This window comes from Halomonas getboli, from assembly GCF_023094245.1.
Taxonomy (GTDB): Bacteria; Pseudomonadota; Gammaproteobacteria; order Pseudomonadales; family Halomonadaceae; genus Halomonas; species Halomonas getboli.
Window position 1 is genome coordinate 371139 of sequence record NZ_JALMEW010000001.1, and the last position, 12013, is coordinate 383151.

At 68.8% G+C, this 12013-nt stretch carries 11 protein-coding genes; 9 read left to right on the forward strand and 2 right to left on the reverse strand.

The window, feature by feature from the left end; genetic code table 11:
• The 5 genes from MYL53_RS01810 to MYL53_RS01830 all read left to right on the forward strand — a co-directional run.
• Positions 1 to 393, forward strand: a 393-nt coding sequence (locus MYL53_RS01810; protein ID WP_247851649.1) for a TolC family protein, incomplete at its 5' end; no start/stop codon positions are given.
• Positions 390 to 1589 carry an efflux RND transporter periplasmic adaptor subunit gene (locus MYL53_RS01815; protein WP_247851650.1) on the forward strand — a complete coding sequence of 400 codons (1200 nt, stop codon included), beginning with the start codon at positions 390 to 392 and terminating at the stop codon, positions 1587 to 1589. The genes MYL53_RS01810 and MYL53_RS01815, both read left to right, overlap by 4 nt.
• A complete protein-coding gene (locus MYL53_RS01820; protein ID WP_247851651.1) occupies positions 1576 to 4731 on the forward strand; it encodes an efflux RND transporter permease subunit in 3156 nt (1051 codons plus the stop codon). Before MYL53_RS01815 ends, MYL53_RS01820 begins: the two co-directional genes overlap by 14 nt.
• Entirely contained in the window at positions 4725 to 5396 is a 672-nt protein-coding gene (locus tag MYL53_RS01825) for a response regulator transcription factor (RefSeq protein ID WP_247851653.1), read from the forward strand. The genes MYL53_RS01820 and MYL53_RS01825 overlap by 7 nt, the downstream gene beginning before the upstream one ends.
• Positions 5393 to 6733, forward strand: coding sequence for a sensor histidine kinase (locus MYL53_RS01830; RefSeq protein ID WP_247851654.1), 1341 nt, complete (start codon positions 5393 to 5395; stop codon positions 6731 to 6733). The genes MYL53_RS01825 and MYL53_RS01830 overlap by 4 nt, the downstream gene beginning before the upstream one ends.
• A 54-nt stretch (positions 6734 to 6787) precedes the next feature.
• On the opposite strand, the gene MYL53_RS01835 is transcribed toward MYL53_RS01830, so the two are convergent.
• Positions 6788 to 7066, reverse strand: a complete 279-nt coding sequence (locus MYL53_RS01835) for a peptidylprolyl isomerase (protein ID WP_247851656.1) — start codon at positions 7064 to 7066, stop codon at positions 6788 to 6790.
• Positions 7067 to 7189: 123 nt separating this feature from the next.
• Here MYL53_RS01835 and MYL53_RS01840 point away from each other — a divergent pair, with 123 nt between their 5' ends.
• A complete protein-coding gene (locus MYL53_RS01840) occupies positions 7190 to 7648 on the forward strand; it encodes an HIT family protein (RefSeq protein ID WP_247851658.1) in 459 nt (152 codons plus the stop codon).
• Between the two features lie 70 nt (positions 7649 to 7718).
• A complete protein-coding gene (locus tag MYL53_RS01845; protein WP_247851659.1) occupies positions 7719 to 8660 on the forward strand; it encodes a pirin family protein in 942 nt (313 codons plus the stop codon).
• Positions 8661 to 8669: 9 nt separating this feature from the next.
• Here MYL53_RS01845 and MYL53_RS01850 read toward each other — a convergent pair whose 3' ends face one another.
• Positions 8670 to 9362 (reverse strand): DUF1826 domain-containing protein, encoded by a 693-nt coding sequence (locus tag MYL53_RS01850; protein WP_247851660.1) that lies wholly within the window; start codon positions 9360 to 9362, stop codon positions 8670 to 8672.
• Between the two features lie 143 nt (positions 9363 to 9505).
• On the opposite strand from MYL53_RS01850, the gene zigA reads away from it, so the two are divergent.
• The gene (gene zigA, locus MYL53_RS01855) at positions 9506 to 10759 is read left to right on the forward strand and encodes a zinc metallochaperone GTPase ZigA (protein ID WP_247851661.1); all 1254 of its coding nucleotides are present in this window, start codon (positions 9506 to 9508) and stop codon (positions 10757 to 10759) included.
• On the forward strand, positions 10759 to 11664 hold the full coding sequence (gene folE2 / locus MYL53_RS01860) for a GTP cyclohydrolase FolE2 (RefSeq protein ID WP_247851662.1): 906 nt from the start codon (positions 10759 to 10761) through the stop codon (positions 11662 to 11664). Before zigA ends, folE2 begins: the two co-directional genes overlap by 1 nt.
• The last annotated feature ends 349 nt before the right edge of the window (positions 11665 to 12013 follow it).

The window sequence follows — 12013 nt, forward strand, 5'->3', positions numbered from 1 at the left end:
CTGTGGTCACTGCTGGGCCAGCTCACCGCACCGCTGTTCCAGGGCGGGCAGCTCAAGGCGGCGGCGGACATCGCCGAGCTGGAGGGCGCCCATGCCTACCAGGCCTATCGCGAAACGCTGCTCGAGGCGGTGGGCGAAGTACAGGATGCCATCGGCCTCGAGACCTCGCTGGCCCGGCGTCAGGCGGATACCGCCGAGGCGCTGGCGAGCGCCCGCCGCAGCCTTGCGCAATATACCGAGCGCTACCGCGCCGGGCTCGTCGACCTGGTAGACCTGCTCGACGTGCAGCAGCAGACCTACGATCTCGAAGTCAGCCGCAACGACCTGATCGAGAGCCGACTGACCAACCGCATTGACCTGGGGCTGGCCCTGGGGCTCGGAGTGAGCGAATGAGCATACGACCTTTCCGATGGATTCCCTTGCTGATGGCCCTGGCCGTGCTGGCCGGCGTGATGGTCTTCGTCGCCGTGAAGATGAGTCCGGCCGCCGGCGGCCCGCCCGGCGGGCCAACGGGGCAGGGGGCGGGACAGGCCGCGGAGCAGGACGCCGCCGTGCGCCCCGATGTCTCCGTCGTCGAGGTGACAGCGGGTCGTTATCAGCCTCGCGTCGAGGGCTACGGCGAGGCGTCGCCCCACTATGAACTCGAGCTGACCGCCCAGGTCTCCGGCCGGGTGGAAAGCCTGAGCGACCGTTTCGCCAGCGGCCGCGTGGTGCCTGCCGGCGAGCCCCTGGCGACGCTCGATGACAAGGCCTATCAGGAGGCCGTGGCCGAGGCGGAGGCGACCCTGGCGACCAATCGTGTCTCGCTGCTCGAAGAGCAACGCGAGGGCGAGCAGGCCCGACGTGACTGGCAGCGCTCCGGGCTGAATGGCGACCCGGATTCGCCGCTGGTGCTGCGCGCGCCTCAGCTAGCGGCGACCCAGGCCGACGTCAAGCAGGCCGAGCAGGCCCTGGCCAGCGCTCAGGAGGATCTCGCCGATACCCGCATCGAGGCGCCCTTCGACGCCCTGGTGGTGAGCCGCGATGTGGCGCCGGGCAGCTATCTGCAGGCGGGCGGCAGCGTGGCGACCCTCTACAGCACCGATCGGGTCGAGATCGCGGTCGCGCTCTCAGCCAGTGAGTGGGCACGCCTGGAGGATCCAGAGAGCGGTGAGGTTGCGCCCGAGGCAGTGACCCTGAGCGCCGTGGATACCGGCCAGCAGTGGCAGGGGCGGGTGCTGCGCAGCGAGCGGCACCTCGACGAGGATCGCCAACGCTCGCTGATCGTGGCGGTCGATGCGCCGCTGGCGCAGACGCCGGCGCTGCTGCCGGGTACCTTCCTCGAGGTCAGCCTCGAGGGCCGCGAGATCGATGGCCTGTGGCGGCTGCCGCCCTCGGCGCTGAGCCAGGCCGGCGAGATCTGGTACCTGACCGAGGGCGACCATCTGGCCAGCGTCGCCGTCGACCCGCTGTTCTCCGACCGCGATTATCTATACGTGCGTCCGCCCGCCGAGCTGGCCGAGGGCACGCATCGCGTGGTGTCGCATCCGCTGAACAGCTACCTGCCGGGCATGGTGGTGACCCCGGTGGAGGTCGATGGCAATGCGTGACAGCGGCCATTCACGAGGCCTGATCGTCTGGTTCGCCTCCAACCCCATCGCCGCCAACCTGCTGATGGTGCTGGTCCTGGCGCTGGGCGTGATGAGCATGGGCGAGCTGCGCCGCGAGGCCTTTCCGAGCCTGGAGCCCGACGGCCTGACCATCAGCGTCGAATACGACAGCGGCTCGGCCAAGCAGTCCGAGGAAGGGCTGGCGATCAAGATCGAGCAGGAGCTGGAGGATGTCGAGGGCATCGACACCGTCACCAGCAGCTCGACCGGCAGCGGCGTGACGGTCACGGTCGACATGGTCTCAGGCTATGACCTCGACACCCTGCTGCGCGACGTCAAGAACCGCGTCGATGCCATCTCGACCTTCCCGACCGATGCCGACAATCCGGTGATCGAGAAGGATCGCCGCGAGGATCATGCGCTGTGGCTCCAGCTCTACGGCGATGCCGACCGCGATACCCTGCAGACGCTGGCGATGCGGCTCAAGAAGCGGCTGCTGCGCGAGCCGCAGATCGGCGAGGTCGGCCTCTCCGGCTGGCAGGATCCGATGATGGTGGTGGAGATCCGCGAAGGCGTGCTGCAGGCCTACGGGCTATCGCTCTCCGACGTCGAGGACGCCATCAACAATGGCTCCTCGAACGCCATGACCGCGACGCTGCGCAACGACGACCTCTATCTGCAGCTGAAGGCCTCGGAACAGGCCTACCAGGCGCGCGACTTCGCCCAGCTGCCGCTGCTGACCACCGCCAGCGGGCGTATCCTGCGCCTCGGCGAGGTCGCCGACGTCCGCGACACCTTCGACGACGAGGATCCGGTGCTGTCACGTTTCCAGGGTCGCCCCAGCATCGCCCTGCAGGTGGTGACCACCGGGCAGAGCGACATCGCCGATTCGGTCGCGGCGGCGCGGCGGGTGGTCGAGGACTGGCGGGCCGACCCCAGCCTGCCTCACGACGTCGAGCTCGATACCTGGTACGACCGCAGCCAGTCGATCCTCGAGCGGCTATCGCTGCTGGTGCACAACGCCATCACCGGCATCGTGCTGGTATTCCTGCTGCTGGCGGTGTTCCTCAACCTGAGCGTGGCCTTCTGGGTGGCCATGGGGCTGCCGTTCATCTTCTTCGGCACCCTGTTCTTCATGGGCGACGGCCTGGCCGGGCTGACGCTCAACATGTTCACCACCTTCGGCTTCATCATGGCGCTGGGCATCGTGGTCGACGATGCCGTGGTGGTGGGGGAGAGCGTCTACGCCACGCGCCAGCGGCGTGGCGACACCCTGGACAACACCATCCGCGGCATCCTGGCGGTGGCGGTGCCGACTCTGTTCGGCGTGGCCACCACGGTGGTGGCGTTCTTCGCGCTGTCGCGCATCAGCGGCCACCTGGGCGAGCTCTACGCCCAGTTCGCCACCGTGGTGGCGATCTGTCTGGTGCTCTCGGTGATCGAATCGAAGCTGATCCTGCCCGCTCACCTGGCGCACTTGAACACCCGTCAGCGGCAGGCGCGCCGGGCGTTGCCGCGAGCCTGGCGACGGGTGCAGGCCGCCGCCGATGGCGGGCTCGACTGGTTCGCCGAGCGCTGCTATCGCCCGCTGATCGATATCGCCCTGGTGCATCGCTACGCCGTGGTCACGCTGTTCGTCGCCCTGCTGGTGATGGTGCTGAGCATGCCGTTCACCGGGCTGCTTCGGATGAGTTTCTTCCCCGAGGTGCCGGGTGATACCGTCGATGCGTCTCTGACGATGTATGGCGATGCCAGCGTGGGGCTCACTCACCAGGCGTTGAACGATCTGGCCGACGAGGCCCGCGAGGTCGACCGCTCGCTCGCCGGGGAAGGCGACAGCGGCATTGCCCATCTGCAGGTGCTCTCGACCTCCGTGCAGGAGGGCTCGCTCACCGTCGAGCTGACGAGTGACGCGCCCTATGACATCGCGACCTTCACGCGCCGCTGGCGCGAGCGTGCCGGCATGCCCGAAGGAGCGCGTTCGCTGAGCATCCAGCACGTGCGCCAGATGGCCGACGCGCTGCGCATCGAGCTGCGCGCCTCGGACGACGAGATCCTGGAGGGGGCCGGCGAGTCGCTCAAGAAGACGTTTACCGGGATCGCGGCGGTCAGCGGCATCGAGGACAATCTCGATCCCTCTCAGCCCCAGCTGCGGCTGGCGCTTAACGCCCAGGGGCTGGCGCTGGGCATGACCACCGATGACCTGGCCGCTCAGGTGCGCCAGGCCTTCAGCGGCCGGGTGGTGCAGCGCTACCAGCGCGGCGACGACGAGATCGAGGTCAAGGTGCGCTACCCCGACGATGTCCGGCACAGCGTGGCCGACGTCATCGAATCCCAGGTGCGCACTCCCGACGGCGACGTGGTGCCGTTGGCCAGCGTGGCGACGCTGACCCAGGACATGACCCGCGATACCATCACCCGCATCGACGGCCAGCGCGCCGTCTACCTCAGCGCCGACGTCGACAAGTCGCTGCTGTCCTCCACCGAACTGGTAGCGCAGCTGCGCCGCGACGTGGTGCCGATGCTGGAGGCCCAGTATCCGGGGCTCGACATCCACTTTGCCGGCGAGGCCGAGCAGCAGGCCGAGACGCAGACCTCCATGAAGCACGTGTTCCTGGTGGCGATGCTGGCCATCTACATGCTGCTGGCGATTCCGCTGCGCTCCTACGTGCAGCCGCTGCTGATCATGACCGCGATCCCCTTCGGCGTCGTCGGCGCGCTGCTGGGCCACTGGGCCAACGGTCTGGCGCTGGGGATCCTGTCGCTGAACGGGATCATCGCCCTGAGCGGCGTGGTGGTGAACGACAGCCTGCTGCTGGTCACTCGCTTCAACGCCCTGCGTCGGGAGGGGGTCGAGCTGCACGAGGCGATCGGGCAGGCCGGTCGCGACCGCCTGCGGGCCGTGTTGTTGACCTCCGTGACCACCTTCGCCGGGCTGATGCCGCTGCTTGGCGAGACCTCCCGGCAGGCGCAGTTCCTGATCCCCGCCGCGGTGTCGCTCGCCTATGGCATCATGTTCGCCACTGTGATCACCCTGGTGCTGATCCCCAGCCTGCTGGTCGTGCAGCATGACATCGCCGACCGGCTGGCGCGGTTGAAGCGCCGCTGCTGGCCGTCGTCCGACGAGGAGGCGTCATGCTGAGCGTGCTGCTGATCGAGGACGACCTCGATCTGGCCGAGACGTTGATCGACTATCTGGAGCTCGAGGGCATTCGCTGCGACCACGCCGCCAACGGCGCGGTGGGGCTCGAGCTGGTCGAGCGACAGGCGTTCGACGTGATGCTGCTCGATCTGCACCTGCCCAGGCTCGACGGTCTGCGCGTCTGTGAGCGTCTGCGCGAGGCCGGGCGCGATATCCCGGTGCTGATGCTCACCGCACGCGACGGCCTCGACGACAAGCTGGCCGGCTTTGCGGCCGGCACCGACGACTATCTGGTCAAGCCCTTCGAGCTGCAGGAGCTGGTGGTGCGCATCCATGCCCTGGCCAAGCGCCGTAGTGGCCAGGTGCAGTGCCTGCGCTGCGCCGACCTGGAGATGCATCTCGGCGAGAGGCGGGTGGTTCGCGCGGGGCGTTCGATCCATCTCTCGCCCACCGGCTGGCGATTGCTCGAGGCGCTGCTGCGTGCCTCGCCGGACGTGGTGGCGCGCTCGGCGCTGGAAAGCACGCTGTGGGGCGACGACGTGCCCGACAGCAACAGCCTCAAGGTCCATCTCTATCATTTGCGTCAGGCGGTGGATGCCCCCTTCACGACTCGTCTCATCCAGACGCTGCCCGGTCACGGGGTGGCGCTCAGGGCATCGTCATGAGACGCCTCGGCAGTCTCAGGGGGCAGATGCTGCTGGGCGGGCTGTCGCTGGGTCTGCTGCTGGTGGTGGGCTACTCGCTGCTCAGTGCCAACTACTTCCTGCGCGGCATGGACAACATCACCCTGGCCCATATGGCGCGGGTGGCCGACGGCTATGTCCGGCGGCTCGATGGGGAACGGCCCGACGGTCTCCAGGAGGTCGCCGGCTATCACCTGAGCGGCCGCTGGCGGGCCATGCCGGAGGCGGTGCGCCAGGCCTTCGATGGGGCGCCGAGCGAGCCGGGGCGCCTCTACAAGGGCCACGATGACGAGCCGTCGGAGCGGCCAGCCTTCTATTTCGCCATGCGTCAGCCGACGCCCACCGGCCCGCTCTATGTGGTGGACGCAGTGGCCCCGCCCCCCGAGCCGGTCATGGCCGACAAGGGCATACCGCCGCCGCGCGATGCCCTGAACAGCCTGATGACGCTGCTGGGGCTGGGCGTGGCCATCGCCGTGGGGCTGCTGGTGGCACTGCTGTGGTGGCTGCGCCATGTCTCGCGTCCGGTACAGGCGCTGGGCCACTGGGCGCGCGGTCTCGATGCCCGTCGCCTGCAGGAGCCGACGCCCGATTTCGGCTATCCGGAGCTCAACGAGCTGGCCGGCCTGCTACGCGAGAGCCTGCGCTCGGCCCACGATGGCCTGGCGCGGGAGCAGCGTTTCCTGGCCCACGCCAGCCATGAGCTGCGCACGCCGATCACCGTGCTGCGCCACAATCTGGAGCTGCTGCGCCGCTTCCAGCAGGCCCATGACGAGACCTGGAGCCCGCGCCATCGCCAGGTCTTCGCGCGCATGGAGCGGGCCGGCACCACCATGAAGCATCTCACCGAGACGCTGCTGTGGCTGAGCCGCGAGGAGCCGGTCGCACCGCCCGGCGTCGAACTCGACCTCGCGTCACTGCTCGAGGGGCAGGTCGCCGAGCTGGAGTATCTGCTGCGCGACAAGGCAGTCACGGTCGAACTCGACACCGAACCCTGCCGCGTGATCCTGCCTGAGGCTCCGGTCCGGATCGTGCTCGGTAACCTGATCCGCAATGCCTTCGTGCACACCTGGGAGGGGCGGGTGGTGATCCGTCAGCGCGGCGTTGAGGTGCGCATCGACAATCAACAGGTGTCCCCGCAGGTGGCCGAGACCAATGCGGCGTCGGGCGAAAGCGGTTTCGGGCTGGGGCTGCAGCTGACCGCACAGCTGACGGAGCGGCTGGGCTGGCCCTACGCGAATCTGGCCGATGCGACGGGCCATCGCGTGCGGGTGGTGTTCGAGGCGCGAGACGCCGAGCCGATGGGTGAGAACGGCGGCTGATGAAAAAGGCCGCGTCGGAACACCGACGCGGCCTTGGTCTACCACTGACGCCAATCAGCCGCGGTTGGTGACTTCCAGCAGGTGGTAGCCGAACTGGGTCTTCACCGGGCCCTGGACCTGGTTCAGGTCGGCGGAGAACACCACCTTGTCGAACTCGGGGACCATCTGGCCGGGGCCGAAGCTGCCGAGCTCGCCGCCCTGGCGGCCGGACGGGCACTGGGAGTGTTCGCGGGCGACCTCGGCGAAGTCGCGGCCGCCTTCGATCTCGGCCTTGAGGGCCAGACACTGTTCTTCGCTGGGGACGAGGATATGGCGGGCGGTGGCCTGAGTCATGGGAATCTCCTTCGCGGATGGGATAGGCTCTGAACGAGCGGGGAGAATAGCACGCCGCCGGCGCCGAGAAACCGTTGCGGCCGGCGTTTTCCGGCGTGTCGTCGTCATCAGGGAGGAGCGAACGTGAACTGCATCTTCTGCGAGATCGTCGCCGGTCGGGCGCCTTGCCATGTCATCTGGGAGGACGAGGCGCACCTGGCCTTTCTGTCCATCTTTCCCAACACGCCGGGCTTTTCGGTCGTCATTCCCAAGGCCCACCATCCTAGCTACGCCTTCGATCAGCCGGACGAGGTGCTGACCGGGCTGATGCTGGCCACCAAACGGGTCGCGCGGCTGCTGGATGCCTCGCTCGAGGGTGTCGCCCGCACCGGCATGTTCTTCGAGGGCTACGGCGTCGATCACCTGCACGCCAAGCTGTTTCCCATGCACGGCACCGGCAGTGATTCGGCCTTCCAGCCCGTGGAGTCACGGGTCGACAAGTACTTCGACCGCTACGAGGGCTATCTCTCGTCCCACGATTACCGACGCGCCGACGATAGCGCGCTGGCCGAACTGGCCGCGCACATCCGCGCGTTTTGCTGAGCCCGACGCTGGGCCGATGGCGGAGCTATGCTGAGCCAAGGCATCGCCAACTCGCCGGGAGGCCGCGTCCATGAGCACCCAGATTCAGGATACCGAGCCGGCGTCGTCGCTGGACTGCCCTGTCGTCGACGGCCGGCGCCGGATCCAGCACGTGTCGCCGCGCACCGCCGATGTCGGCGGCATTCCGGTCAATCGGGTGCTGCCGTCCCGGCATCGCCGCCTGATCGGCGCCTGGTGCTTCCTCGATCATGCCGGCCCCAGCGTCTTCATGGGAGACGCTCGCGGCCTGCGGGTTGGTCCCCATCCGCACATCGGCCTGCAGACCTTCACCTGGATGATCGAGGGCGAGGTGCTGCACCGGGACAGCCTCGGCAACCGTCAGGTGATCCGCCCCGGCCAGGTCAACCTGATGACCGCCGGACGCGGCATCAGCCATACCGAGGAGTCGGTGCCCGGCGAGACCCGTCTGCATGCCGCCCAGCTGTGGATCGCCCTGCCTGACGCCGACCGGCGCACCGACCCGCGCTTCGATCACTATCCGACCCTGCCGGCCTGGGAAACGCAGGGCATCGACTTCACCCTGCTGATCGGCGAGTTCGCCGGCCGGCGCGCGCCGACGCTGGCCTTTTCCGAGCTGGTCGGGCTGGACCTGGCCAGTCGGGAGGCGAGCGCCGTCGAGCTCCCTCTCCGCCAGGACTTCGAGTACGGCGTGCTGTCGCTGGAAGGGGAGATCGGCATCGAAGGGGAAGCATTCGCGCCCAACGAGCTGGCCTATCTGGGGCGTGGGCGCGACGCCGTCACCCTGTCGCTGCCCGCCGGCGGCCGGGCCATCCTGATCGGCGGCGAGCCGCTGGGCGAGGAGATCCTGATCTGGTGGAACTTCGTCGGCCACGGCAAGGGCGAGATCGCCGAGGCCCAGCGCGACTGGGAGGCAGGTGCCGAGCGCTTCGGCCGCATTCCCGACTACGACGGCGACCGCCTGATGCCGCCGCCGCTGCCCTGGAAGGCGTGACGCTCCGCCTCAGCCGGGATCGATGGTCAGCAGCAGCCGCGGCTGGCCCTCCGCCAGCGCCGGGCTGCGGTGCACCAGGCCGTGCGCCTCGTTGCCGATCCAGCCGCTGCCCTTGAGCAGCGCCACGTCGCCGGACTCCAGCCGGCGGATGGCGCCGTCGTCGCGCACGATCGCCGGCTTGGCGGCGCTCGGCGCCCCGAGCCCGGCGCGATTCACCGCCGATTCGGGCAGCCATTCGCTGCCCGGGCCCAGATAGGTCGTGATCATCCTCACCGGCAGATTGTCGCAGTGGAAGCGCGGGCACATGGGCGCGTCCATCAGCCGCAATCGGAGGCCCACCGTGTCGGTGTCGAACAGGAAGGCCATGGCCTCGGCCAGGATCACGACATCCTCCACCAGGGCGACGGACGCCGCGGGCGCGGCCAGGGTCTCGAACAGCGCGGTGCGCAGCTCGACGCCGGGCGCGCCGCGCCAGTGGAACGACAGCGGACGTCCGGCTTCCGCCTGGGCCAGGGCGCCGGCCAGCAGGTCGCTGCCGACCGGGCGACGCATCACGGCCAGCGTGAGGGCGTCCTCGAAGATGCGCGGCAGCACCTCGATGCCCCCGCCTTCCGCCCAGTGAGGCGTCGAGAGCGGGCGTGGCGCCAGGGCGAAGGCGTCGGGGCAGGGCAGGGGTGCGGGTAGTAGCGAGGATGGGGGCATGGGCATCTCCGTCGTGAAGTGGCTCGAGAACTCGAGCCGTCTTGTCAGCTTGTTATGTTATAACGTATCTTTCTTGGCCTGGAAAGCCACGCTCCCCCAGGAGCGGGCGACGACCGTGACCATCAGCCAACAAGGAGACATCGATGAGTGAGCCTCATCCCCTGCCCGTGACCGTGCTGTCCGGGTTTCTGGGCGCTGGCAAGACGACCCTGCTCAACCATATCCTGGCCAATCGCGAGGGGCGTCGGGTGGCGGTCATCGTCAACGACATGAGCGAGGTCAACATCGACGCGGCCCTGCTGCGGCAGGACGAGGGCAACGGCGGGCCGGTCCCCGACGTCGCGGTCAACCGCGCCGAGCAGCGCCTGGTCGAGATGAGCAACGGCTGCATCTGCTGCACGCTGCGCGAGGACCTGCTGATCGAGGTGGCACGCCTGGCCCGCGAGGGACGCTTCGACCAGCTGGTCATCGAGTCCACGGGCATCTCCGAGCCGCTGCCGGTGGCCGAGACCTTCACCTTCGAGGACGAGAACGGCGAGAGCCTGTCGCGGCTGGCGCGCCTGGATACCCTGGTCACCGTGGTCGACGGCGCCAACTTCCTCACTCAGTACCGCGAGGCTCGGTCGTTGGCCGAGGCCGGAGATAGCCTGGGCGAGGACGACGCGCGCAACGTCGCCGACCTGCTGGTCGACCAGATCGAGTTCTGCGACGTGCTGCTGATCAGCAAGGCCGATCTGATCGATGAGCGCCAGCGCGCCGAGCTCGAGGCGGTGCTGAGAAGCCTCAATCCCGAGGCGCGGATCCTGGCCATGGCCCAAGGGGCGGTCCCGCTGGAGGAGGTGCTGGACACCGGCCGCTTCAGCTTCGAGCGGGCCCAGCGGGCACCGGGCTGGCTCAGGGAGATGCGCGGCGAGCACGTGCCGGAGACCGAGGAATACGGCATCGCCAGCTTCACCTACCGGGCGCGGCGGCCCTTCCATCCGCAGACGTTCCATGAGCTGCTGCACGCCGACTGGTTCGGCGAGCGGCTGCTACGCTCCAAGGGCTTCTTCTGGCTGGCCTCGCGCCCGCGCCTCGCCGGCCAGTGGAGCCAGGCCGGCGGCGTCGCTCACTACGGCTTCGCCGGCCTGTTCTGGAAGGCGGTGCCCGAGATCGACTGGCCGACGGATCCCGGCTATCTCGAGGCGATCGAGCAGGTCTGGGAGGAGCCCTTCGGCGACATGCGCCAAGAGCTGGTATTCATCGGCCAGGGCATGGACGAGGCGCGCATGCGCGAGGCCCTGGACGGCTGCCTGCTCGATGACGAGACCCTGCTGGCCGGTCACGAATTCTGGCGCGCGCTGCCCGATCCCTTCGCCGACTTTGCGCCCGCCGAGCTCGACGCCGAGGAGGCCTGATGACAGTGCCGCTGATGGATATCGCCGACGGTGCCGCCGACCAGCCGGGACGGCTGTCCTGGGTCGGCATGGAGGGCATCGATCTGCCGCTGACCCTGGTGGGCCGGCCGGTCCAGGCGCGCGCCCATGCCGGCGTCAGCCTGGACGATGCCGAGGCGCGTGGCATCCACATGTCGCGGCTCTATCTGGCCCTCGAGCGTCTGGTCGACCGGGAGCTTACGCCCGGTCGGCTTCAGGAGGTGCTGGCACACTTCCTCGACAGCCATCATGAGCTCTCGCGCGAGGCCTTCCTCGATCTGGAGGGCGAGGCCATGCTGCGCCGACCGGCGCTGGTCAGCCCGCTGGCGGGATGGAAGGCCTATCCCTTAGCGCTGCGCGGCCGGCTCGGGCCCGACGGCTTCGCGCTGAGGCTGTCGCTCGAGATCGGCTACTCCTCGACCTGCCCCTGCTCGGCGGGGCTGGCGCGACAGCTGATCCAGGAGCGGTTCGATCGCGACTTCGAGGACGAGACGGCGCTCGACCGCGAGGCGGTGCGCCGCTGGCTCGGCAGCGAGCAGGGCATCGTCGCCACGCCGCACAGCCAGCGCAGCCGCGCGCATCTCGAGCTGCGACTCACCGACGGATGCGAGACCCTGCCGGTGGTCGAGGTCATCGAACGGGCGGAAGCCAGCCTCGGCACCGCGCTGCAGACCGCGGTCAAGCGCGTCGACGAGCAGGCCTTCGCCCTGGCCAACGGCCAGAACCCGATGTTCTGCGAGGACGCCGCCCGGCGCCTGGACCGGGCCCTGCGCGAGCAGCCCGGCGTGGCCGGCTTTCGCCTCCGGGTGGTGCACGCCGAGAGCCTGCACGCCCACGACGCCGTGGCACGCAGCCAGTGGAACTGGCAGCCGGAAGCCGCGACGTAGGTAGGAAAGGCGCATTCCGGCGTGCCAGAGGGACTTTTTTTCATGTGCCGATTCGCGCACCGGGCGGCGTCTATAGTGAGAGTGCCAACGCCGGGCGCCCATCCGAGGCGGCCAAAAGGCGAAGCGCCGAGAACTCGGGGCCGTACTCGGTCCCCTCTTCCCCCGCGACTCCTCTTCACCACCAGGACGGGCATGGCCGAAGGCAGGGTCGTGGACGACGAGAGTGTCGTCCCGCTCGCATCTCTCTCCTTCAAGAGCTGGAGGTGTTCCATGAAACGCATGCTGCTCACGACGTGCCTCGTGGCCGCGTTGGGGGCTTCCGTATCGACGATGGCGGTGGCGATGGAGG

Bases quoted from the DNA above. Each gene is read 5' to 3' on its own strand.
- folE2 (WP_247851662.1), top strand. From the start codon at position 10,759: ATGACAGTGCCGCTGATGGATATCGCCGACGGTGCCGCCGACCAGCCG.
- MYL53_RS01815 (WP_247851650.1), top strand. From the start codon at position 390: ATGAGCATACGACCTTTCCGATGGATTCCCTTGCTGATGGCCCTGGCC.
- MYL53_RS01850 (WP_247851660.1), bottom strand. From the start codon at position 9,362: ATGCCCCCATCCTCGCTACTACCCGCACCCCTGCCCTGCCCCGACGCC.
- MYL53_RS01830 (WP_247851654.1), top strand. From the start codon at position 5,393: ATGAGACGCCTCGGCAGTCTCAGGGGGCAGATGCTGCTGGGCGGGCTG.
- MYL53_RS01845 (WP_247851659.1), top strand. From the start codon at position 7,719: ATGAGCACCCAGATTCAGGATACCGAGCCGGCGTCGTCGCTGGACTGC.
- MYL53_RS01825 (WP_247851653.1), top strand. From the start codon at position 4,725: ATGCTGAGCGTGCTGCTGATCGAGGACGACCTCGATCTGGCCGAGACG.
- MYL53_RS01820 (WP_247851651.1), top strand. From the start codon at position 1,576: ATGGCAATGCGTGACAGCGGCCATTCACGAGGCCTGATCGTCTGGTTC.
- zigA (WP_247851661.1), top strand. From the start codon at position 9,506: ATGAGTGAGCCTCATCCCCTGCCCGTGACCGTGCTGTCCGGGTTTCTG.
- MYL53_RS01835 (WP_247851656.1), bottom strand. From the start codon at position 7,066: ATGACTCAGGCCACCGCCCGCCATATCCTCGTCCCCAGCGAAGAACAG.